Origin of the sequence: Mycobacterium sp. 852002-51163_SCH5372311, assembly GCF_001667115.1 — a bacterium.
Classification (GTDB): domain Bacteria; phylum Actinomycetota; class Actinomycetes; order Mycobacteriales; family Mycobacteriaceae; genus Mycobacterium.
Genome location: NZ_LZIJ01000190.1, coordinates 1 through 22927 on the forward strand (window position 1 = coordinate 1; position 22927 = coordinate 22927).

Annotated in this window: 23 protein-coding genes and 3 pseudogenes; 18 read left to right on the forward strand and 8 right to left on the reverse strand. The window is 63.7% G+C overall.

Annotation, left to right across the window (positions count from 1 at the left end; translation table 11 throughout):
* Window positions 1-331, forward strand: a pseudogene (locus A5791_RS22875) (NADP-dependent oxidoreductase); the annotation flags it as partial.
* Here the strand turns inward: A5791_RS22875 and A5791_RS22880 are convergent.
* From A5791_RS22880 to A5791_RS22895, 4 genes are read right to left on the reverse strand one after another with little or no spacing between them, the layout of a single operon-like run.
* Entirely contained in the window at window positions 328-1305 is a 978-nt protein-coding gene (locus tag A5791_RS22880) for an NAD(P)-dependent oxidoreductase (RefSeq protein WP_067241805.1), read from the reverse strand. The pseudogene A5791_RS22875 and the gene A5791_RS22880 overlap by 4 nt on opposite strands.
* Before the next feature lie 2 nt (window positions 1306-1307).
* Window positions 1308-3020 (reverse strand): nitric oxide reductase activation protein NorD, encoded by a 1713-nt coding sequence (locus A5791_RS22885; protein ID WP_067241807.1) that lies wholly within the window; start codon window positions 3018-3020, stop codon window positions 1308-1310.
* On the reverse strand, window positions 3017-3835 hold the full coding sequence (locus A5791_RS22890) for a CbbQ/NirQ/NorQ/GpvN family protein (RefSeq protein WP_156661564.1): 819 nt from the start codon (window positions 3833-3835) through the stop codon (window positions 3017-3019). Before A5791_RS22890 ends, A5791_RS22885 begins: the two co-directional genes overlap by 4 nt.
* Window positions 3835-4779, reverse strand: a complete 945-nt coding sequence (locus A5791_RS22895; protein ID WP_369828121.1) for a spirocyclase AveC family protein — start codon at window positions 4777-4779, stop codon at window positions 3835-3837. Before A5791_RS22895 ends, A5791_RS22890 begins: the two co-directional genes overlap by 1 nt.
* On the opposite strand from A5791_RS22895, the gene A5791_RS27800 reads away from it, so the two are divergent.
* Window positions 4766-4933, forward strand: a complete 168-nt coding sequence (locus A5791_RS27800) for a hypothetical protein (RefSeq protein ID WP_369828122.1) — start codon at window positions 4766-4768, stop codon at window positions 4931-4933. The two genes, A5791_RS22895 and A5791_RS27800, sit on opposite strands and share 14 nt — an antisense overlap.
* A gap of 175 nt (window positions 4934-5108) precedes the next feature.
* Window positions 5109-5711, forward strand: coding sequence for a TetR/AcrR family transcriptional regulator (locus A5791_RS22900; RefSeq protein WP_067241814.1), 603 nt, complete (start codon window positions 5109-5111; stop codon window positions 5709-5711).
* On the opposite strand, the gene A5791_RS22905 is transcribed toward A5791_RS22900, so the two are convergent.
* Window positions 5708-7126 (reverse strand): aldehyde dehydrogenase, encoded by a 1419-nt coding sequence (locus A5791_RS22905; RefSeq protein ID WP_067241817.1) that lies wholly within the window; start codon window positions 7124-7126, stop codon window positions 5708-5710. The genes A5791_RS22900 and A5791_RS22905 overlap by 4 nt on opposite strands.
* 139 nt (window positions 7127-7265) lie before the next feature.
* Between A5791_RS22905 and A5791_RS22910 the strand changes: the two genes are divergently transcribed.
* The 12 genes and pseudogenes from A5791_RS22910 to A5791_RS22965 all read left to right on the forward strand — a co-directional run bounded on the left by A5791_RS22910 (window position 7266) and on the right by A5791_RS22965 (window position 16161).
* Entirely contained in the window at window positions 7266-8534 is a 1269-nt protein-coding gene (locus tag A5791_RS22910) for an aromatic ring-hydroxylating dioxygenase subunit alpha (protein ID WP_067241819.1), read from the forward strand.
* Window positions 8531-8866, forward strand: coding sequence for a hypothetical protein (locus A5791_RS22915; protein ID WP_197504761.1), 336 nt, complete (start codon window positions 8531-8533; stop codon window positions 8864-8866). Before A5791_RS22910 ends, A5791_RS22915 begins: the two co-directional genes overlap by 4 nt.
* Window positions 8863-10137, forward strand: coding sequence for an amidohydrolase family protein (locus A5791_RS22920; protein ID WP_067241821.1), 1275 nt, complete (start codon window positions 8863-8865; stop codon window positions 10135-10137). The genes A5791_RS22915 and A5791_RS22920 overlap by 4 nt, the downstream gene beginning before the upstream one ends.
* A gap of 14 nt (window positions 10138-10151) precedes the next feature.
* A complete protein-coding gene (locus A5791_RS22925; RefSeq protein ID WP_067241887.1) occupies window positions 10152-10604 on the forward strand; it encodes a MarR family winged helix-turn-helix transcriptional regulator in 453 nt (150 codons plus the stop codon).
* Window positions 10605-10749: 145 nt separating this feature from the next.
* Window positions 10750-11028 (forward strand): annotated as a pseudogene (locus A5791_RS22930) (2Fe-2S iron-sulfur cluster-binding protein); the annotation flags it as partial.
* Window positions 11029-11040: 12 nt separating this feature from the next.
* A complete protein-coding gene (locus A5791_RS22935; protein WP_067241823.1) occupies window positions 11041-11793 on the forward strand; it encodes an SDR family NAD(P)-dependent oxidoreductase in 753 nt (250 codons plus the stop codon).
* Between the two features lie 13 nt (window positions 11794-11806).
* The gene (locus tag A5791_RS22940; protein WP_067241826.1) at window positions 11807-13087 is read left to right on the forward strand and encodes an aromatic ring-hydroxylating dioxygenase subunit alpha; all 1281 of its coding nucleotides are present in this window, start codon (window positions 11807-11809) and stop codon (window positions 13085-13087) included.
* 2 nt (window positions 13088-13089) lie between these two features.
* A complete protein-coding gene (locus tag A5791_RS22945; RefSeq protein ID WP_156661561.1) occupies window positions 13090-13425 on the forward strand; it encodes a hypothetical protein in 336 nt (111 codons plus the stop codon).
* 25 nt (window positions 13426-13450) lie between these two features.
* Window positions 13451-14296 carry a TauD/TfdA family dioxygenase gene (locus tag A5791_RS22950; protein ID WP_067241831.1) on the forward strand — a complete coding sequence of 282 codons (846 nt, stop codon included), beginning with the start codon at window positions 13451-13453 and terminating at the stop codon, window positions 14294-14296.
* A 29-nt stretch (window positions 14297-14325) separates the two neighbouring features.
* A complete protein-coding gene (locus tag A5791_RS22955; RefSeq protein WP_067241834.1) occupies window positions 14326-14655 on the forward strand; it encodes a DUF4286 family protein in 330 nt (109 codons plus the stop codon).
* A 429-nt stretch (window positions 14656-15084) separates the two neighbouring features.
* Window positions 15085-15249: pseudogene (locus tag A5791_RS22960) on the forward strand (1,3-beta-glucanase); the annotation flags it as partial.
* An 87-nt stretch (window positions 15250-15336) separates the two neighbouring features.
* Entirely contained in the window at window positions 15337-16161 is an 825-nt protein-coding gene (locus A5791_RS22965) for a family 16 glycosylhydrolase (protein WP_067241838.1), read from the forward strand.
* Between the two features lie 17 nt (window positions 16162-16178).
* On the opposite strand, the gene A5791_RS22970 is transcribed toward A5791_RS22965, so the two are convergent.
* On the reverse strand, window positions 16179-17711 hold the full coding sequence (locus A5791_RS22970; RefSeq protein ID WP_082967085.1) for a glycosyltransferase family 39 protein: 1533 nt from the start codon (window positions 17709-17711) through the stop codon (window positions 16179-16181).
* Window positions 17712-17747: 36 nt separating this feature from the next.
* Here A5791_RS22970 and A5791_RS22975 point away from each other — a divergent pair, with 36 nt between their 5' ends.
* Complete coding sequence (locus A5791_RS22975; protein ID WP_067241840.1) at window positions 17748-18053, forward strand: hypothetical protein; 306 nt, start codon at window positions 17748-17750, stop codon at window positions 18051-18053.
* Between the two features lie 11 nt (window positions 18054-18064).
* Here A5791_RS22975 and A5791_RS22980 read toward each other — a convergent pair whose 3' ends face one another.
* Entirely contained in the window at window positions 18065-19489 is a 1425-nt protein-coding gene (locus A5791_RS22980; protein WP_156661562.1) for an amidohydrolase family protein, read from the reverse strand.
* A gap of 177 nt (window positions 19490-19666) precedes the next feature.
* Here A5791_RS22980 and A5791_RS22985 point away from each other — a divergent pair, with 177 nt between their 5' ends.
* Window positions 19667-20341, forward strand: a complete 675-nt coding sequence (locus tag A5791_RS22985) for a GAP family protein (RefSeq protein WP_067241844.1) — start codon at window positions 19667-19669, stop codon at window positions 20339-20341.
* On the opposite strand, the gene A5791_RS22990 is transcribed toward A5791_RS22985, so the two are convergent.
* Window positions 20326-22065: an FAD-dependent oxidoreductase gene (locus A5791_RS22990; RefSeq protein WP_067241845.1), complete on the reverse strand. Its 1740-nt coding sequence runs from the start codon at window positions 22063-22065 to the stop codon at window positions 20326-20328. The genes A5791_RS22985 and A5791_RS22990 overlap by 16 nt on opposite strands.
* A gap of 65 nt (window positions 22066-22130) precedes the next feature.
* Between A5791_RS22990 and A5791_RS22995 the strand changes: the two genes are divergently transcribed.
* Window positions 22131-22919, forward strand: coding sequence for a DUF5995 family protein (locus tag A5791_RS22995; RefSeq protein ID WP_067241847.1), 789 nt, complete (start codon window positions 22131-22133; stop codon window positions 22917-22919).
* Window positions 22920-22927 lie beyond the last annotated feature (8 nt).

Genomic DNA, 22927 nt, shown 5'->3' on the forward strand with positions numbered 1-22927 from the left:
TGCGGTGTTGGGCCGGCTGAATTCCAATGCGCGCGTGGTGCTTTGCGGTGTCATCTCCAGCTACCTGACCGGGGAGCATCCCGGGCCGGCCAACTACGTGAACCTGCTGTCGAAGACGGCTCTGATGCAGGGGTTCAACTCGCTGCACCAGTGGGGCCGCTTCGACGAGGCCTTCGGCAACCTCCGGCAGTGGGAGGCGGAAGGCCGCCTGCGGCATCGGCAGACCATTTTCGAGGGCATCGAATCCTGTGTCGACGCTCTCAACGGATTGTTCACCGGCGCCAACATTGGCAAGACATTGGTCAAGCTGAGCGAACCGGCGACCGGCTAGCCGACGGCGGATCGCCGGTTCTCCTTGAGGTAAGCAGAGCTGCGGGTTACGAACCACGTCGCGAGCGGGCCTACGAGGCGGATGAGTGGCACAAGGACGCCGAAGTCTTTTCTCATGTCTTCCAGTTGCTCGGTGAGTCCTCGGTTCTGGTATCGAAGCAGGCGCTGGCTTTCCTCGGTGTCCACCCAGTCACCGGAGAACCGGGGAGGGTTCCTTCGTACGAAGGCGTCGACCGGAATGGGGCCGATGCCGATGGCGCTCATCAATGCGTTGGTGAAGTCGTGATAGGTCATGCGGCAATTCGGGCCGCCGCCTACGTACAAGGTTTTACAGATCGACCCTTCACAGGCCACCGCGCGAGCGAACGCCGTCCCGGCGTCGGCGGGATGCAGGAACTCGAACCGTGCGTCGGGACTGATCTCGAACATGATGCTGGGGTCCTGCGCCTGCAGGTGGATGGGCGAGACCGCAGCAAGCCGCAAGATGCTCCACTGCAGCCGTGATTGCTGAATTGCCTTCTCGCACGCCACTTTATGGTGCCCGTACTCATCGGTCGGAGAAACGGGCGTGTCGACACACAGCGGCGGCTCGCGATCCTGGATGTCGCCGAAAATGCCCACCGACGACGCGAAGACCAACCGTTTGGCCGTCGGCGATGCCTCCATCTCTTCGATCAGGCTGCGCGTGGCGTCGAGGTTGATTCTGCGGGCGAGTGCCGGCGCTCGTTCGGAGGCGGGCGGGATGATGGCTGCCAGATGGACGACCGCATCGACGGCCTCGAGTGCATGCCGCAGCGATTCCAGAACGGTGATGTCGCCCCAGACGAAGCGTGCTCGTCGGTCGAAGCCGGAGGCCAATTTTCGCGCCCTGCGAGACGCGATGTCGAAGGCGATGACGTCGTGGCCTTCTGAGAGCAACGCATGCAGGGTGTGAAAGCCGATGTTGCCCAGCGCACCTGTCAGCAAGACCTTCATTCTCAACCTCGCTGTGGCTTCGGTGCGGCGAGTTCCCGCAGGGACGACACGAAGAACTCGTCCATCCGCGGGCTCAAATCGGCCAGGGTCGCGGCGCTGGCATGGCCGGCTGAGCCGAAGACGCGGGTGAGCGCGTCGGCTGGGGTGCAGGATCCGATCGTAAGGCACAGGCAGCCAACACCATCCATGCGGAGTTCCTCAATTGCCTTGTGGGCGTCGGCTTCCGCGTAACGTCCTTCGTAGCCGTCGTCGTAGGGAAATCCGTCGGACAGCACGACAAGCAGCCGATTCGGTGTGCCGGCTTCGGTTTTGAGTATTTCGCCCGCGCCGCGAATTCCGGCACCGAGGCGGGTGTAGCCGGAGGGTTGAAGCTGGTTGAGCCGGGCGCGCTCTATGGCGCCGAAGCGTTGTCCGAAAGTCTTGATCGCGGGTAGGTGGACAGCATGTCGGCTGTGTGAGCGGAACGCATACACGGCTACGCGGTCGCCCAGCTCTTCGAGCGTGACGGCCAGTGCGGCTGCCGCCCGCCGCTGGTGGTCGTGGACCGCGAGGCCTTCGGAATCGGTGTCGGTGGCCGAACCGGATGCGTCGAGCAGGATGAGTACGCCGAGATTGCGAGCGAGTTTGCGGCGGTCCAGATAGACGTCTTCCGGCGGTGAATAACCCGATCGCAGATCGATGAACACGTCGATGAGCGCCTCGATGTCGAGCTCGTCACCGTCGGAACGCCCGCGTAACACCTTGGGACCCAGCCCCACCCGGGACAGGCGTCTGCGAAGCACGGCGTCATGGGGAACGCGGGCCGCGGAGATATCAGCGGCAAAGGCCAACGGAAAATCGATGACCCGGCACCACTGTGGCCGATACCGGTGGTGGTGGACATCCCACTCCGGGTAGAGGGCACCGCCTACCCCGCCCGCAACGCCGGGCGTGCCGTCATTTGTGAACTGGATCCGCGTGGGCAGCGGCCGGGCGTGTGGTCCGATCGTGTGTGTTCGCCGACGTGAGCGAACTTGCATCTCTGCCCCGGCGGCGCTGGGTGAAGGCGTACGCGAGTTCCCGAGCAACTTACGGAGGTAGTCCGACAGAGCCCGAGATTTGAAGAGCGGGTTCTCAAACAGCTTGAGGATCTTGCTTTCTCCGAATTGCTCCTGGTCGACATCGCCATCGACATCGCCATCGTCGTCGGCCTCGGGCAGGTCGACGGGATCGAATTCCAGGCGCAGTTGCTTGTCGGTGGCGCGCGCGCCCGGCCCGGCACGCGCTGCCAGCAATCGAGAGGGTCTTATCACGCCGAACCACTGTGGTGGGTCATCGATTCTGACTCGGCCGCATGCCATTTCGAGCGACTCGTCGGCGGTCACAGTACTCGGCTGTCCGTCGGGGCGAAGCGCGGCGGCAAGCGGCATCCGCGTGGCAAGTTCGGTGAGCACCCGGTTCCCCTCCAGCGCCAGATAGCGACGCGCCACCGAGGGCCGTGCCCGTAACGCCTTGACCAGTCGTCGATCAAGACTGCCCGCACCGAGCAGGGCGCTTTGGACCAGCATCTCGCGGCGCTGCCCGGCGACGGAACTGCCGGACGAGACGAATATGACCTGACCGTTCGTGTGCGCAGCCTGGCCTTCCGGCGCCTTGGCCACTGAGACCGATCTGCCGGCGATGCAGGTGGCGAGCAGCCGAAACCTGTCCAGGCTCGCCGAATCGGGAGCCGTCACGTCTGGGGCAGCATGGCATCGACCATTTCGCCCAGCGCGCACACGACATCCCGATCGTCGGAAAGGACTTGGACGATGCTCGATCGCACAGCGCTGCGCAGGCTGAGTCCTTCAGCTACCAGGCTGCCGGCAAGAATCAACATCCGCGTGGAGGACACCTCGCGCAGCGGTGAACCGTCCAGGTTGCGGATGGCGTTGCCGATGTTCACCAGCAAAAGCGCTGTCGCAGAATCGATTCCGGCTTCACGCGCCACCACCTCCGCCTCGATCTCGGCAGGCGGAAAGTCGAGTTCGATGGCGACGAAACGCTGCCGAGTCGACTCCTTGATGTTCTTCAGGACGCTCTGATAGCCGGGATTGTAGGAAATCACCAGCTGGAACCCGGGCGCGGCCGGCAAAGTCGTGGCCATGCGATCGATCGCAAGTTCGCGGCGGTGATCGGCGAGCGGATGGATAACCACCGTGGTGTCCTGCCGCGCCTCTACCACCTCATCGAGATAACAGATGGCGCCCTCGCGCACCGCCCGCGTGAGCGGCCCGTCCACCCAGACGGTTTCGCCGCCTTTGAGCAGGAACCGGCCCACCAGATCCGCCGATGTCATGTCCTCGTGGCCCGCAACGGTGATCAGGCCGCGACCAAGCTCGTGGGCCATGGCCTCCACGAAGCGCGTTTTCCCACAGCCCGTAGGGCCCTTCAACAACACCGGCAGGCCCCGGCGTGCCGCCGCGTGAAAGACCTCGACCTCGTCGCCCACCGCCCGATAAAACGGCGCCTCGGAAGCCGAGCGAATGGCGGCGGGGTGACAGTCCAACATCATTTCCCTCGCTGGAGGGGAACGACCGCCGGTAGCTTGACGCCCTCCGGAAGGACAAGCTTCCCGTCCGGGTTGATGTAGCCGGATCTCTTGCCGGGAACCGGGATTGCCGGATCCGGACAGAGCCGATCTGTCCCGTCGCCACAGATGCCCATGAGGAAATACGAGCGTTTCAGGAGGTCCGCAGGCCAGGGATCTTGGTGCATGGCGAGCCACTGGGCGGGAATGTTGTAGCACACGAAGAAGAACATGCTGCATGCCGCGAAGATCGCCAGGAAGCGGGTGAGCTGCTGCTTCGCAAACCCGCCCTGGACACGTTCCAAACCCCGTTCAACGAATGTCCGGCCGCGGTCGTCGGTGAAGTACCGCAGGGCGCAAAGGCCCGCTTGCACACCGCCCCACATCAGACCTTCGTAGACCGGCCACTGATAATAGGTGCCGGCATTGATCGACAAAGACCTGATCGCACCGGGGTACGTGAATAGTCCCATCGGCATCAGGAACAAGCCTTCGATGACCAAATCGAAGAAAAATGTCCAAACGATCAAAACGCCAATCAACCTGAGATTGCTGATGTTTGGCCATTTTGCTTTGGCTCGGCGCATCACCCAGCAGCCGAGAATCGTGCACAGCAGAACTCCGTACGAATACCCCGGAGCATTCATCAGCAGCGGTTCGGCCATCATGCGGCCCGGCTCGCCGTAGGACTGCCAGCCGGGAATGTGCTGTACCCACGAGCCCCGGTTCCACATCCATGTGTTGTACGTGCTCCAGGTGTTGAAGTAGTTCAGCAGCGGGTCCTGGAAGAACAACAGCCCGCACGCCACCAGGAGCATGCCGTCCGTGGTGATTCGGCGTTCTCGCCGCCAGGGTCTGACGATGAAGTAATAGATGCCGACCGGCAAGCCGGCGATTATGACGGTCGTCCAGGTGATCAGAACCACCTTCATCAACATCGGCGGGTCGCTTGGCCCCTTGGGCACCCGCACGAAGTACGGTCCGGTGATCCAGCGGATCCAGACGTACAACTGGAAAGCCAGGATTACACCGCCGACGATGGCCCAGATCCGGACGGGCTTGGCTGTGGACTGCACTTGAGCACCGAGCGAGGCGGCTTTGCCGAGCGATTCGGTGACCTGGGGCGCATTTTTCCTGTTCGGTAGCACGCTCAACGCACTGTCTCCTTATCCGGCGGGCTTGCTCAGCAGCACAATATACCGATTAGTATCTAAGATACTCAAGAGATTCTTAGATACTGTGCGAGAATCCTGAGATGGAGCAGCGCTGGACGAGGGAGCGGCGGCTTGAGCACACTCGCTCACTCCTGCTCGATGCCGCCGAGAGGGTGTTCGCGGAAAAGGGCTTCATGTCCGCTTCTCTGGATGACATCGCGCATGCGGCCGGCTATACGAAAGGCGCCATCTACAAGCACTTCTCAACGAAGGAAGATTTCTTTTTGGCCGTCAGTGACCGTTACTGGCGCCGTTATTTCGACAACTTCTCCGAAGTGATGTCGACATCGACACGAGTCGGAGCCCGAGAACGCGACGACATTGCCGAGCGGTGGCGCCAATTGAGTCGAGACCGCGGAGCCCAGCACGCGGCTCTGGGCCAAGAGTTCACGTTGTATCTGTTGCGCAATCCCGGAGCGCGGGAAAGGGTGGCAGACAAGAGACGTCAGGTCGCCGAGTCGTTTGCGAAGTACATCGTCCAGGGTGTGGACAGGCTCGGCGGTGCGCTACTGATACCGCCGCTGACATTTGCGCAGCTGCTCATTGCCACGACTGATGCGGTCGTGATCGGAAGTCAACTTGACGACGTCGACCTGTATCGACCGGCCGTTGACATGTACGTCTCGGCGATCAAGTTGCCTTAAGCTCCGGGCGCAATCGTTATGGACTTGGCGTCCAGGTAGCTTTCCAGACCTTCGGGGCCCAGCTCACGGCCGTAGCCGCTGGCCTTGACACCGCCGAACGGCGCGAACGGGTCCATGGTGTAACCCTGGTTGATCCCCAGGGTGCCGGTGCGCACGCGCCCTGCAATCTGCAGAGCTCGGTCGGGGTCAGCGGTCCATACCGATCCCGCCAGGCCGTAATCGGAGTCGTTGGCAATGGCCACCGCGTCGTCTTCGTCGCGATAAGGGATCACGGTGATCACCGGGCCGAAAATTTCTTCGCGCGCAATGCGCATGCCGTTGTCGGCATGGGCGAAAAGAGTTGGCTGCACATAGCATCCGCGGTCGATGCCGTCAGGCATGTCGGTGCCGCCGACGACCAGTCGAGCGCCTTCGCGCTCACCGATCCGGATGTAGTCCAAGACGCGTTCTTGCTGGCGACGGGAGACCAGCGGCCCCAGCTGGGTGTCCGGATCAGTGGGGTCGCCCACCCGCAACCCCGCCATTTCGGAGGCAAGCGCTTCGACGTACTCGTCGTGGCGTCGCAACGGCACCAGAAGACGCGTCAAGGCATTGCAGATCTGGCCGCTGTTGGACAAGCTGGCTGATCGGACCCCGGCGGCGACCTGCTCGGGTACCGCGTCGTCGAGGATGATCGCGGCCGATTTGCCCCCGAGTTCGAGGCTGACTTTGGTGAGATTGGCGGCGCAGGCCGTGGCCACTGCCCGGCCCGCAGCGGTCGAACCGGTGAACGACACCTTGTCCACACCCCGATGGCTCACCAGCAACTGCCCGACGGTGCTGCCGCCGGTCAGGACGCTGACGACACCCGGCGGGAGCTCGGCCTGCTCCAGCATTTCTGCCAAAAGCAGTGCATCCAACGGGGATTCGGCAGCGGGTTTGAGGACCACGGCGCAACCGGCAAGCAGCGCCGGCACCAGTTTGGTGATAATCAGGAACTGCGGCATGTTCCACGGCACGATCGCCGCGACCACCCCGACCGGTTCCTTGCGGATGTGCACGTCCGTCCCGAAGAAACCCGGTCGAGTTTCGTGCCATGGATGCCGTGCGGCCAGGTCGCAAAACGCGCGCATCATCATTGCCGGCAGACCGACCTGTGCACGCCGGGCGAAGGTGATCGGGGCACCGATCTCGGCGGTGATGGTGTCGGCCATCTGTTGTCGCTGTTGGTCGTACACGTCGGCCAATCGGAGCATCATCGCGATGCGCTCCGAGGGCTGGTAATGACTCCATGGCCCCGAATCCAGTGCAGCGCGTGCAGCGTTGACGGCCGCGTCGACATCGGCAGGTCCAGCGGCAGTGACTTCGGCAATAGCTTGACCGGTATGGGGTGACACAACGTGAAAAGTCGTCCCCGATTGCACGCGGTCAGTCACCCGAGCCTCCGATCACACAAATATCTCCGAATATCAACTACTTGTGATTCAGCTGTTGAGCATATACCGTCGGCTTCGACCGACTCCTATGGATCACTGAAGCCGGTGGCTGCCCGGCACCGGGACGGACAGGAGCGCTATGGCTCGATTCCCCAAGCCGCCTGAGGGTAGCTGGACGCAGCACTATCCCGAACTGGGCACCGAGCCGGTGTCCTACGAGGATTCCATCAGCCCGGAGATCTATGCCCTGGAGCGCGAGGCGATCTTCAAGCGGGCGTGGCTCAATGTGGGCCGCGTTGAACAACTTCCACGCAAGGGCAGTTACTTCACCCGGGAGCTCAAGGTGGTCAACACCTCGATCATCCTGGTGCGCACGACATCTGGGGAGATCAAGGCCTACCACAACGTATGTCGCCACCGTGGCAACAAGCTGGTGTGGAACGACATGCCGCTCGAGGAGACCCGCGGCATGTGCCGCCAGTTCACCTGCAAGTACCACGGCTGGCGCTACGACTTGGACGGCAACCTGACGTTCGTGCAGCAGGAAGAGGAGTTCTTCGATCTCGACAAGAGCCGTTACGGGCTGGTGCCGGTGCACTGCGACGTCTGGGAAGGCTTCATCTTCGTCAACTTCGCGAAGCAGCCCGAACAGTCACTGCGCGATTTCCTCGGGCCCATGGTCCTCGCGCTGGAGGGTTATCCGTTCGGCAAGATGACCTCGCGCTGGTACTACCGCTCAACGGTGAAGGCGAACTGGAAGCTGTACATGGACGCGTTCCAGGAGTTCTATCACGCGCCGGTGCTGCACGCGAACCAGTCCCCGACGGCGTATTCGAAGGCGGCGGCCGAGGCGGGTTTCGAGGCTCCGCACTACCGGCTGGAAGGGCCGCATCGGCTGGTCAGTACATCGGGCGTGCGGGCCTGGGAGATGGCGCCCGACATGCGCAAGCCCATCGAGGACATCTGCCAGAGCGGACTGTTCGGGCCGTGGGACAAGCCCGATCTGGGCGAGCTGCCGGCCGGGCTGAATCCGGCGAAATGCGATCCGTGGGGCCTGGATTCGTTCCAGCTGTTTCCCAACTTCGTCATGCTGTTCTGGGGGCAGGGCTGGTACCTGACCTATCACTACTGGCCGACGTCGTACAACAGCCACGTGTTCGAGGGCACGCTGTACTTCCCGCAACCGCGGACCCCGCGCGAACGGGTGGCGCAGGAACTGGCGGCCGTGTCGTTCAAGGAATATGGACTGCAGGACGCCAATACCCTGGAGGCGACCCAGTCGATGATCGAGTCGCGGGTGATCGACCGGTTCGTCCTGAACGACCAGGAAGTCCTGCTGCGTCACCTGCACAAGGAGACCGCGGCTTGGATCGACGATTACCGCCGCACGTCAAAGGCCGGGGTGTGAGCCCAATGCCAATGCTGCCAACGGAATTCGCCGAACTCGAGCCGTTCACGGACTGGTGTCTGCCGTCTGAACCACAGCGCTACGCCAAGCGGCTGGCGAGTTCGATGACGGAGATGAAGGCGTTTTACGACGCGATCACCCCCCGTGCCGAAGAAGCCCTCGCCTTCTGCGACAAGTTCTCTTTGGACGACTTGCCCGAAGATGTCCTCAATCTCATGCACCTGCTGTACTCGATGATCATGGTGTCGTTCCCGGTGGAGTGCTGGAAACAGCCCCGGGTTCCCGACTCAGGGGCTTCCACCTTGGACTGCGTGTCCGAGCCCGTTCCGTGACCGGTACGACCGTCCTGCGCGCGGCCCGATGGGCTGACGCCGACACCGGCGAGGTTCGCTCACCGGCGGTGGTGGTGGTCGACGGTGACCGTATTACCGCGGTCAATCCGGCTGGGCCAGAACCGGATTCGGCCACGGTCATCGACCTCGGAAATGTCACGCTGCTGCCCGGCCTGATGGATATGGAGCTCAACCTGTTCATCGGCGGGCCCGGCGGTCCGGAGGGGCTGCCGGCGCCGATGCACGGCGTCCAGGACGACCCGGCGTACCGCACCCTGCGTGCTGCGGTCAACGCGCGCACCACGCTGCAGGCCGGCTTCACCACGGTGCGCAACCTCGGGCTCATGGTGAAAACGGGTGGCTACCTTCTCGATGTCGCCCTTCAGCGCGCCATCGACCAGGGCTGGCACGACGGGCCGCGAATCTATCCCGCCGGGCATGCCGTCACTCCGTACGGCGGCCATTTGGACCCGACGGTATTTCAGCGGTTGGCTCCCGGGATCATGCCGCTGTCGGTGGCCGAGGGAATCGCCAACGGAGTGCCGGACGTAATCGCCTGTGTCCGCTACCAGATTCGCCACGGCGCCAAGCTGATCAAGGTGTCGGCGTCGGGCGGAGTCATGTCGCACAGCACCGCTCCCGGCTCCCAGCAGTACTCCGACGCGGAGTTTGCCGCGATAGCCGACGAAGCGCATCGGGCAGGGGTGCGAGTGGCCGCCCACGCCGTGGGCGATACCGCGATACAGGCTTGTATCCGCGCTGGTATCGACTGCATCGAACACGGCTTTCTGGCCAGCGACGAGACGATCCAGATGATGGTTGATCACGGCACATTCTTGGTCTCGACCACCTACCTGACCGAGGCGATGGCCATCGACCGAATCGCGCCGGAACTGCGAAAGAAGGCCGAAGATGTCTTCCCGAAGGCAAAGTCCATGCTGCCCAAGGCAATCGCGGCAGGGGTGCGCATTGCCTGTGGCACCGACGCACCGGCCATCCCGCACGGCCAGAACGCCAAGGAACTTCGGGCTCTGGTCGATCGCGGCATGACACCTATGCAGGCGATCCGGGCCGCCACCGTGGTGGCCGCCGAACTGGTCGACGCCGACGACGAACTGGGCCGCCTCGCCCCCGGCTTTCTCGCCGACATCATCGCTGTGCCGGGAAATCCGGCACAGGACATCGCAACCACACTCAACGTCTCGTTCGTGATGAAAAACGGCCGAATCTACAGAAGCCCGACCGAAGGCCCGAGCGAAAGGGTCGAATGATGGCAGAGACCGGCATGGAACTCACCGACCACATCCTGTGGCTGCTCAAGCAGGCCTTCTACCATTCGCTGACCACCATCAATGAAGCGATGCGTGCTCATGGCGTGAGCACGGCGCAGATCGGTGTGCTGCGCCAGCTCGCCAACGAGCCGGGTCTGTCCGGAGCCGATCTCGCCAGGCGGCTGCTGATCAGCCCGCAAGGGGTGCAGGCCGCCCTGACTTCGCTGGAACGACGCGGCCTGGTGGAAAGGAAGAAGGATCCGCAGCATGGGCGCATTCTGCAGTGCTACCTCACCGGAGAAGGCCGCAGCGTGGCCGCGACCGTGGTCAGTAGCGCGCTGTCGGCTCATGAGCAGGTTTTCGGGGTGCTCAGTGCCCAGGAGCAGGAGACCCTGCGCGAACTGCTGGGCCGTGTGGTCGAAAAGGGAACGGGGCACGAGCTTTTCACTGACCACCCCGAAGAGTGACGTCGAGGTTCACCGGCCGTGCCGGGGCGATGTATCTAGTACTTGAGATTAATGACAAGTAGTTGATATCGTTGCCGGGATGCCAGATTCCCCTGCTCTGCCGTACGTCGATTCCGCACGGGCGGACACCGGTGATCTCGACGACGTCGCCACCGCCGAGGTGACGATCGAACTCGGTGGGCGGACCAAGACGGTGACCTACTCGCACGGCGACACGTTGTTGCAGACCGCGCGCATGGCTGGGCTGGCGGCACCGTCGTCATGCGAAGTCGGCAACTGTGGAACATGTATGGCGCGGTTGACCGAAGGCTCCGCGCGGATGCTCAACAACGACGCACTCGACGACGACGAGGTGGCCGAAGGGTGGATCCTGACCTGTCAGGGCCTGCCGACCAGCCGGACCGTGCGGGTGGTCTACGAATGAACAGGACCTGCGATGCCAACTAAGTCTAAAGTCGCGGTGGTGACGGGCGGCGCGTCCGGCATCGGCGAGGCCACCTGCCGGGAACTGGCGCGGCGGGGGCTGAAGGTCGCGGTGCTCGACGTCAACGAGGAAGCGGCGCAACGAGTTACCGACGAACTACGGGCCAACGGAGCTGCGGCTCTTGCGGTCTGCGCCGATGTCACCGACCGCGTCGCCGTCGAGCAGGCGTTCGCCAAAGTTCGCAGCGAACTGGGGCCGGTTTCGGTACTGGTGACCAGCGCCGGGCTGTTCGGCTACTCGGCGTTTACCGACATCACCGCCGAGGCCTGGGCGCGGGTAATCGACGTCAACCTGAACGGCACTTTTCATTGCTGTCAAGTCGCGTTGCCGGACATGTTGACCGCGAAATGGGGCAGGATCGTGTTGATTTCGTCGTCGAGTGCCCAACGCGGATCGCCTTTCGCAGCCCACTATGCGGCGGCCAAGGGCGCGGTGCTCACGCTCGCCAAGTCGCTGGCCCGCGAGTACGCCGCGCAGGGAATCACGGTAAACACCATCCCCCCCTCGGGCATCGAGACGCCGATGCAGCATCAATCACAGGCCGCAGGGTACCTGGGGTCCAATGAACAGATCGCCGCCAATATCCCGGTGGGCTACTTGGGAACTGGAGCCGACATCGCCGCGGCGGTGGGTTTCCTGTGCTCCGACGAGGCCCGATTCATCACGGGTCAGGTCCTGGGCGTCAACGGCGGTGCGGTGCTATGACAGGGAGGTCACGATGACACGATCGGCAAGACCCGCGGAAGGATCGCGGGGATCCTGGACCGAGCACTACCCGGATTTGGGCACCGGCCCAATATCTTTCAAAGACTCCACGTCTGCAGAATTCTTCGAACTCGAACGCGAAGCGGTCTTCAAACGGGCCTGGCTCAACGTGGCCCGGGTTGAGGAACTGCCGCGAACCGGTAGCTATGTGACCAAGGAAATCGAGGTCGCGCGCGTCTCGGTCATCTTGGTCAGAGGCCGAGACGACGGCATTCGTGCGTTCTACAACGTCTGCCGGCACCGGGGAAACAAGTTGGTGTGGAACGACTTTCCCGGTGAGGAAACTCGCGGGACCTGTCGGCAATTCACCTGTAAGTACCACGGTTGGCGCTACGGTCTGGACGGCGCCCTGAACTTCGTGCAGCAGGAGTCCGAGTTCTTCGACCTCGACCCGGCCGACTACGGGTTGCGTCCCGTGCACTGCGACGTCTGGAACGGATTCGTCTTCATCAATTTCGACGAGGAGCCTCGGCAGAACCTCCGCGAGTTCCTGGGCCCGATGATCACCGCGCTGGACGACTACCCATTCGGCAAGTTGACCGAACGCTACGAATGGGTCGCACACAACAACAGCAATTGGAAGATCTTCGCCGATGCGTTCCAGGAGTACTACCACGTGCCCTCGCTGCATCCGCAACAGGTGCCGCCGGAGGTGCGCGACCCGAACGCCGGATTCACCTGCGGGCACTTCCAACTCGACGGCCCGCACCGGCTGGTGTCCACGGCGGGCCGGCGCCGGTGGCTGCTGCCGCCGGAGTACATGTACCCCATCGAGCGGGCCACCCAAAGCGGACTCGTCGGTCCATGGCGCACCCCCGACATCGGTGAGCTGCCGGCCGGGCTCAACCCTGGTGGCATCGAACCGTGGGGGATAAGCAATTTCCAGATCTTCCCCAACACCGAAATCCTGATCTACGGCGGCTGGTACCTGCTTTACCGGTACTGGCCCACCTCGTACAACACGCACCGCTTCGAGGCCTACACCTATTTCCACCCGGCGCGCAGCGTGCGCGAACGCGTCGAACACGAAGTCGCGGCGGTGGTGCTCAAAGAGTTCGCGCTGCAGGACGCCGGCATGCTCGGTGGGACACAGGCCGCACTGGAGTACGGCGTCGTCGACGAGTTCCCGCTCAACGACCAGGAGATTTTGGTGCGCCACCTGCACAAGGTGGTCGTCGACTGGGTCGATGAATACCGGGCGGGGCGCCGCGATAAGGCACCGGTGGGAGTGTGACCATGTCAGATACATTGCTGCCCAGCGCATTTGCCGAACTGGAGGCATATGCCCAAACCTGGTGCCTGCCAACCGAAACCGAACGGTGGAACGCCCGGATGACAAGCACCATGCCCGAGATGCAGGAGTTCTACGACGCGTTCTTCCCGCGACTGGAAGAAGCCATCGAATACTGTGACAAGTTCCCGCTCGACGGTTTGCCTGACGATGCGCTCAACCTGCTGCACCTGATCTATTCGCTGATCATGGTCGCGATGGCGGTGGAGGTCATGCACCAGCCCACCCCGGTCAACGCCGCTGATGCGGTGATGATCCGCACCGTCGAACCAGTGCCGTGAGTCGGCGAACCAGGAAGGCCCGGCCATGAGTCTGCTCACCATCACCAAGCTCACCGAGTCGGTCGGCGCGGAAGTCTCCGGCCTCGATTTGGCCGGTGCTGCCGCAGACGAGTCGATCGGCGCCACGATCCTTGATGCGCTGGAAGCCAACGGAGTCTTGGTTTTTCGCAACCTACAGCTCGATCCTGAGGCGCAGGTCGCCTTCTGCCGCCGCCTCGGCGAGATCGATCACTCCTCCGACGGGCATCATCCGGTTGCCGGAATCTACCCGATCACCCTTGACCCGTCGAAGAATTCGTCGGCAGCCTACTTGAAGGCCACATTTGACTGGCACATCGATGGGTGCACGCCGCTCGGTGAGGAGTATCCGCAAAAAGCCACGGTTCTGTCGGCGGTGCAGGTCGCCGACCGGGGCGGAGAAACCGAATTCGCCAATTCCTACGCGGCGTACGACGCACTGAGCCCAGCGGAAAAAGAGCGGTTTGGTTCACTGCGCGTCGTGCATTCCTTGGAGGCATCACAGCGGCGTGTCACACCCGAACCCACTCCGGAGCAGCTGGCACGATGGCGATCCCGGCCCACGCATGAGCATCCGTTGGTGTGGACCCACCGCAGCGGCCGAAAATCGCTGGTGCTAGGTGCTTCAGCCGACTATGTCGTAGGGATGGACGTCGAAGAGGGCCGCGCCCTACTGTCTGAATTGCTCGAGCGAGCGACCACCCGCGACCGCGTCTACAGCCATGCCTGGTCGGTCGGCGACACGGTCATCTGGGACAACCGCGGGGTCTTGCATCGAGCGGCTCCCTACGACCCGGATTCGCAACGCGAAATGTTGCGGACCACTGTGCTCGGCGACGAACCAATTCAGTAGATGACCAAGAAAGACGAAGAAAGACGAAGATGGCTAAGAGTTTGTTACTGGTCGAAAGCAAGCCCGCCGCAACGGCATCGGCCGAGGAATACCACAAATGGCACGAGCACACTCACATACCTGAGATGCTGAACGTCGAAGGATTCGTCTCTGCCCGCCGCTGGCGTGCCGACAACGGCGAATCGTTCATCACCCTCTACGAGATCGACACGGATGTCGACACTGCTCGCGCCAACCTGAACGCGGCGTTGCGGGACGGGCAGATGTCCAGGCCGGTAGCCGTCGAGACCCAACCGCCTCCGGTGATGCGTTACTTGAGCGCAGTCGGCGACGACGACACGTGCACCCGCAACGGCTAACGCCATTGCTCGGGTAATGGCTGATCTTGCCATGAGGAAGATTCGATGACGAGATCACTCGCCAGATAATTCGACCGCGCCGGCCTGTACCGGTGGACCACGCGGAGCGGTTTCGATGACCGGCGAACGGCCCGGCTGCCCGCACTGATCTGCCGGCGCGCGTGAAATGACGGCATCGCGCGTGAAGTGACGGCGTTCGCTGTGAATGTACGGCGAGGATCGGCGCGAATTTTCGCCCGGAATTCACCCGTGAAGCCCAGGCTTCACACGCAAAGCCCAGGCTTCACAACCAAATGACATCGACCGACGCGGCAGTCAATTCGCCTGCCGTAACGCGCTACATCACGGGCTGATATCGTCCCTTGCTTGTGCCTGTCATCGATCGTCGACGCATGATGCTGGCGACGGGATTTGGGGCTCTGGCGGCACGGCATCGAGGATCTCAACGATCCGATCCGGGAGTGGCCGTTCAACGATCCCGGCTACACGATGTTCCCCGTGCTGAACCTGGCAGTGGGTGGTTCAGGGGGTGGGGACCCGGCGCGGGGGAACTACCCGATGGAGATGCTGGTCGACTGGGTTCGTGTCTTTTGATGCGTACCGGGCTGGCGCGTGGTTTCATAACACCGTTTGCGGAGTTCCGAGTCGGAGGTCCCGATCTAACGATTGGTGGTATTTGAGATGGATCGTCGCCGCATGTTGTTGACGACGGGGCTAGGCATGCTGGCGGCTGCAGCGGCGATGCCCGTGCCCGAAGCCTTGGCGCAGCCGGCGCCGCCGCAAGCGCCCGCCGGCGCCGGTGGGCCCTTCATATTCCAGGACGAGTTCGACGGACCCGCGGGCGCAGGCCCGGATCCGGGGAAGTGGACGGTGCAGACCTGGCAGGACGATGTGTTTCCGCAGGTCGATGGGATCTACCGGGACGATCGCCGAAATGTGTTCCTGGACGGCAACTCCAACCTCGTGCTGCGCGCCACCAATGAGATGGGGCAGTACTACACCGGCAAACTGCGCGGCAACTTTCGCAGCATGATCAACCAGACCTGGGAAGCGCGGATAAAGCTGGACTGCCTGTACCCCGGCCTCTGGGCCGCGTTCTGGGGCGTCAACGAGGATCCGGAACCGGACGGCGAGGTCGACATCTTCGAGTGGTACGGCAACGGCAGCTGGCCCGCGGGAACCACCGTGCACGCCGCGTCCAACGGGAAAACCTGGGAAGGCAAGTCGATTCCCGGTCTGGTCGACGGCGGCTGGCACACCTGGCGAATGCAGTGGGCCCAGGACGGATTCCACTTCTCGCGGGACGGAGCACCGTACTTCAGCGTTCCGCCCAAGCCCATCCACGTCGCCGGCGGCGCTCCCGACGACTTCCGGTGGCCGTTCAACAATCCCGGCTACTGGATGACTCCCATGTTCACGCTCGCGGTCGGTGGGGTCGGTGCCGGCGACCCGGCGCGGGGTACCTACCCCGCGTCCATGCTCGTCGACTACCTCCGTATTTGGTGAGCCGTATCTGGTGAGCCTCAGCGCTCGGCTTTGATCACCTGAACCAGGTTGAACTGCCAGCGCTCGACGAGCCGAAAGCCCACGTCCCGCGGCACCGTGAAGGCCGGTGTCGCGCCGTAGCGCGGGCCCGGCGGAAGCGCCGGCCCCTGCTCGTGGGCGGGCGCCGACTCGTCGGCTTGGGTGATGATCCACACGACGCGGCAGTGGCCCAATGGCCGCGCGACGACCTCCGGAATCAGGTTGGTGTCGAAGACGTCGTTGCGATCTGTTGCTCGTTGCCAAAGGGTGAGGTCGATCAGCTTGCGGTACGCATCGGGGCGCGCCGCCATGAGCGGCCGCATCGGGGCGGGCATGAACGTCACCGTGTCGTTCACCAGCAGGCAATCACCCGGCGCCGCCTTGGTGGTGATCAGATCGGCGACTTGGCTGTAGTCCATTCCGTATTTGGCATACGGGCTGCGTTGCACCCGAACATAATTCGGCGCCGCAGCAACGGCGAACAGGGCAACGAGGGCCATAGCTACCCAGGGCCTGACCGCCACCGCGCCAATACAGACCCCTAGTACCAGCGCCATTGCCGGTGCGGTGAAGCACAGGTAGCGCGGTGTGTAGATCGGGTGAACCAGCGCCGACCAGAGCACGATCAGAATCGTTGGTATCACGAGCCAGGACACCGCCAACGTCAACAGTTGCCCATCCGCGGCTTCCGGCTTCCCGGATGAACGGCGCCACCAGACGATAGCCGCCGTGATCACCAGCGCCGACAACACCGCGAAGAGCGGGTTTCTTTCGAAGTATTGCTGCACCGCCACGTCTTCGATCGTTCGGCGCCCGATCGGGGCTATCCACTTGATCTGCTGAACTTGCCCGACGACCTCGATCACGAACGGCGACACGGCGCAAACCGCCGCAACCGCGGTGACGGCGAACGCGACCAGCACTGGTCGACTTCTTCTGAAGGCACACATGAAAACGACGTGCGCCAGCAAGACGAGGGCCAGGTACATGTCGAGCAGAATCGACAACACCAGCGCGATCCCGTAAAGCAGCCAGAGCCAACGGCTTTCCCGGCGTGCCGCGACAACCAGCAGTACGGTCAGCCACACCGCGGCCATCATCGACATGGCGTAGGGGCGGGCCTCGATGCCTGCCCAGGTCGTCCGGGGTAGGACCGCGCAGAGAACTCCGGCGCTCAAAGCCACAGTGCGCGAAGAGAACTGCTTGCCGAGCACCACAGCCCCAGCTGCGGCCGCCCCAGCGGCCAAACCGCTCGGTGCGCGCGACCAGAATTCCGTCGGCGGAAAGATTTGGAACCACCCGTGCATGATCACGTAGTACAGGCCGTGCACCGCGTCGACGTTTCCCAACATCCGCCACAGTTGCCCGACCGAGCGACTATATGAGGCGGAAATGGTCGCGGCCTCGTCGTACCAGAAAGACGGGCGGCTCGCGCCACAGAGGCTCACCGCGGCAGCAAGCACTCCGACGATCAGCGGGTCCAGCACACCGGGGCGCCACCTGGTACCCAGCCCCGACTGCACCTGGACCATTCTCCACAGTGGCTCATTCGAACGTATGATCGATGAATGGCTCCGCTCGGGTCCATCGGATACAACGGGCAACCGGTCCGCAACCCGTTTCGGGTGGTGCGGCCACCCATCCCGGTGCTGGTTGACCTGACCGTGCTCTTCCCGCGCGAACCGCACCGCTCGGGCCATTACCAGCCCAACGGACTGCAGCTGCACAAGGTCGTCGAGGGGCGACTGAGCTGCTGGGGCATCTGCGAGCAGGGCGACTGGTGGGGATTGGTGACCTACCCGATCGCCTATGGGTCCAAGCGGAAAACCGTCACGCACTGGGTGCCTGCGTGGACCTTGCGCCAGAAACGCTGAAGGGTAGGGCTTCAGCCTTGGAGTTTGCCCGGCGGCGGCTGCAGCCGGCGTCCTTGTACGTAGGTCTCGGCGATGGACGTCTCCCGGGTCCTCATCAGCAACCCGAACAGCGTCTGGTCGCGGGCCATCACCGGGTCGTCTGACCGCACGCCCTGTGTGATCACGGCCTTGAGGGCCGGTGTGCGGGTGGGGTCGACGACGACGAAGTCAGCCTCTTTGCCGACGTCGAAGTTGCCGAACCGATCCTCCATGTCCAGGGCACGCGCTCCGCCGAGTGTTCCGAGGAACAGCATCTCGGCCGGATGCAGGGAAACTCCGGCATCGCCAGGTTCGGAGATGTGCACCTTGAACGCAGCGGCCAGCACCTGCGGTATCGGCCATTCGTCTCCGCCGCCGAAATCCGTTCCGGCGGAGATGTTTACGCCGGATGCCACCGTCCGCAACCACGGCATGGTCCCCGAGCCGAGGAACTGCTGCGAAATGGGGCAGTGGGCAATCGAGGTGCCCGTCTCGGCCATCCGCTGCAACTCCACGTCCTGACAGTGCACGGCGTGCGCCATGATGCTGCGCCGCCCGAGCAACGTTGGTCCGCCCACTTTCGATCCGGGCAGGAATTTGCCGTCGTAAGTGTCCAGGTAGGTGTCGACCTGGTAGGTCTGTTTGGTCTCGTCCACTTCGCCGGTGCCCGGACGGTTGTTCTCGTTGAGATGGGTGTGGAAGTACACGCCGCGGTGGCGTACCGAATCATAAAGCTCGCCAAGGCGTTTCAGCGTCTGCGTTGTCACGGCCAGGGAGAAGCGCGGGACGATCGCGACTTGTAGCAGCGCGGTGTGCGGATCGCCGGTGTCGGCCGCGTGCCACTTGTCGATCTCTTCGCGGGTCAGCCGGATCGCCTCGTCATCCGACGTCATCAACGGCGCCGCCGCCTTGGGCCCGACGGTCTGGATGCCGCGTCCGCTGACGATGCGCAGGCCGCGCCGGCGGGTTTCGGTGAACAACGCATCTTGGGCATGCGGAAACGGGGACCCGAAGACCATGGCCGCAGTAGTTCCCGACGCGACGCGCCGGTCGCAGAACTCGGTCGCCGCCCGCCGAGCGAAGCCCGGGTCGCCGAAGCGGGCTTCCGAGGGATAGATGCAGTCGGTCAGCCACTCCAGCAGCTGTCCGCCGCCGTACGAGTCTCCGGCGAACGTCTGAGGGAAGTGCACATGGGTGTCCACGAACCCGGGGAGCAGAAAGCCTGGCCGGTGATCGGACACCGCCGCGGCGCGGTACTGGAACGGGATGTCGGCGCGTTCGCCGCAGAACGCGATCCGGCCGTCGTCCTCGACAACCAGCGCCCCCTCAGGAATAGACACCAGAGCGTTGGCGGCTTCCGTGATCAGCGGAGCGCCGGCCAGGTGGAAGATGTGCCCGAGATGAATGCGGCTTGCCACTGGGACCTCCCGTTGCGCGCAGTTCGGCTCACCACGCCGGATCATCACACGCGAGGCGGGATTGCGCCACGCGAGCGTCGATCGCGAGCGCGGCGCATCCGGCTCGCGGTGTTGCTCACCGCCGTGGGCGGCGATTCTGCCGCCGCAGGGCCGGTCTCAATGCGATGATTGCTGCCCGTGGCAGGAAGCTGGGGCGCCGTGACGGCCGGGCTCATCTCACTCGGACTGGTCATCTCGCTATCACCGATCACGATCATCCCGGCGGTGCTGGTTTTACAGGGGTCGCGACCGCGGCCGAGCAGTCTGGCCTTCCTGGGAGGTTGGCTGCTGGGCCTGATGGCGCTGACGGCGCTTTCCGTGCTTGCCTCCAGGGCGCTCGGTGGACTGCACAAGTCGCCGCCGCTGTGGGCGTCCTGGCTGCGGGTGGTTTTGGGGTCCGCGCTGATCGTCTTCGGCATCTATCAGTGGCTGACCCGGCATCGCCGAAGCGAATCGCCACGCTGGATGCGCTCATTTGCCAACATCACCCCGGCGCGTGCCGGCATCACGGGGGCGGTGCTCACGGTGGTGCGACCCGATGTCTCGCTCATTTGCGTGGGTGCCGGATTGGCCATCGGCAGCAGCGGGCTCAGCGTCGCCGGGCACTGGGTGGCCGCCGCATTTTTCGTCGCCGTCGCCGTGTCCTCGGTCGCGATCCCGATCTTGGCCTATCTAGCTGCCGGTGACCGCCTGGACGAACCGCTGACCCGGCTCAAAAACTGGATGGAGCAGAATCATGCCGGCCTCATGGCCGCCGTCGCGGTGCTGATCGGTCTGATGGTGCTGTACCACGGGATTCACGCTCTGCAGTAGCGGTCGAGCAAGGCGAACGCGGGCCGCCCGTGCTGGGCGACCGCGAGCAACGTACGCGCGGCCAGGTCTGTCGGCTGCAGCCGGCCCGTGCGCGTCGCCTTCACCGGCAGTTTGACATCGAGGCCGAGTCGCCAGCGCACCGCGTCCAGCATGCGGAACGGGGCCAGCACCGGCGGCTCCCACAGCGGCCAGACGCCGCAGGGTTTTGCGTGCGAATTCGCCGCCTTGAGAATGCCGTTCACCGCCCGCCGCGCGGCCTCGTTGGCGCCTTCCATCGTCGCCAGGTCGGTGTTGGTCTGGACGAAGTCGGAGGCGAGGAAGAAGTTCGGGATCTTGGTGACCGCGTCCGGCCGGTTGGCCCACGAGCCCGCCGTGTTGACCAGCAGCGGCTCGGCGTTGGTCGCCTTGCCCGGGTTGGGCATCTGGATATCCGGGTCGAGGAACCAGGTGACGACGTTCTTCTTTTTCAGCACGCCCTTGTCGATGTGGTCGCGGATCTGCGCCCACACCTCGTCATGAATCTCGGCCTTGGAGCACTCGCGGGCGGGTTTCTTGTTGTGCGTGCCCGGTGTGCACCAGTCCGAGATGTCGACCGACAGGATTCCGCCCACCCGCCCGTTGCCGAGACCGCTGAAATCGATCCCGTGCCAGAACTGCTTCTGCGAAATCGCGGTGAGCGCCCACGCCGAGTCGATGAACAGGATGTGGCCATTGACCAGCGGCACGTCCTCGTGCAGGTACAACATCATCCCGTTCATCCAGCGGATCTGCAGCTTCTTCTCCTTCACGGGGCGCAGCCGCGGCTCGCCCTCGAGCAGTTGGTCGGTCAGCAGCAGTCGCAGCCGCTCGAGGGGCATCGCCGAAACGTAGTAGTCGGCTTTGACCTTTTCCCGGTGAGCACCTCTGCGCACGGTGGCCCCGGTGATACGGCGCCCGTCGCAATGGATCTCCTCGACAGTGCAGCGCTGGTATAGCTCAACGTCGCGGCTGCGCAGATAGCTGACCCACGGATCGATCCACATTTCGCTCGTCGGCCCGGTCAGCACACCGTCGGCATGCTTGCCGGGGATGCTGGTGCAAAACATCAACTGCCACAGAATCGACGCGCCGGTGCGTGCCGACATCTCTTCGGCGCGTGCGGCGACGAGCGTGCGGGTCATGCCGGTGGCGATGAACTTCCTGAAGGCCGGTGACCGGTGCTTGGCGTCGACGAACTCCATCCAGGACATGCGTTCCCACTGCCCGATCCGGCGTTCTTGGCACGAGGCGAGATAGGTCAGCATCTGCTCGAAGAACGCGACCATCTCGTGCGCGGGGATGCCGATTTGGGTTCCGATGGTCCAGATGAAGTTGGCGGTGAGCTTGAGGTCGTCCAGCGATGCGGGCGGCATCATGGGGCCGATGATTTCGTTGCGCCCCTCGGCCTGAGCGATCATCATCAGTTTCGGCGTGTCGAGGTGGTCGTGGACCGTCCCCTGCCCGTCCGGGATGCGGCGCAGCGTGTCGTAGAGGTGCTGATAGAAGCCCGGGAAGAAACGGAAGCCGTGCTCGGCCGGGAGATCCGCACGCCCGGCTTTTCCCGAGCCGGGCACCGGCATCGATCGCGCCTTGCCGCCGAACGCGTCCCGGTGCTCGTAGACCTTGACCTTGAATCCGCGCTCGGCGAGTTCGTGTGCGGCACTGAGTCCGCCGACGCCGCCGCCAAGCACCGCAACGGTCTTCACGGCCGGACGATCACGTTCGGGCGCGTCGCGGCATCACTGCACACGTCGCTGCGATACTTGGCCACATGCCGCCGAACCTTACTCCAGTCGACGACGTCCTCGACGAAATTCGGTCGATCATCAAATGGTGCAAGGAATCTGCGAGCCCACTGGGATATTTCGCCGCGCTGTATCTGCGAGTGACGCTGGCCATCAAGCAAGCAATCCAGGACGACAGATTCGACGACGGCAAGCGGATGGTGGACTTCGACGTGACGTTCGCGCGCCACTACTTCGACGCTTTCTATGCGCACCGCGACGGCAAAAAAGTCCCGCCGCAGGTGTGGCAGGTCGGTTTCGAGGACCACGACGGGAAAGATCCCCTGATCATTCTGCAGCAGCTGATGACCGCGATGAACGCGCACATCGACCTCGATCTGGGCGTCGTCACCGACGAGATTCGCCGCAAGCACCCGAAGGCGTCGGTGCAGTCGCTACACCACGACTTCACCGCGGTCAACACCGTGCTGAGCAGTCAGATCCCGGGTGTTCTCAATGCGATCTGCGGCGTCTCGCCAGGCACCAAGACCTACCGAAAGTGGGCGGGCGACAACTTCGTCAAGGCGGGACTGGGGGTGTTTCGCGAAGATGCCTGGCGGTTCGCCTGCGCGCTGGCCGCTCTGCCGGCGGCGCAACGAAAGAACATGATCGCGCTCCGTGACACCATGTGCGCCCCGTTGGGCAGGTGGTACATCCACCCGGTGCCGTCGGAGTGGATCGTCGACGACATCCGGCAGCAGGAATCCACCGACGTCGCACACATCATCGATGTGCTGGCAAGCAAACCGGCCGTATCGCCGAAGAAGCTGTGGTGATCTGCGAC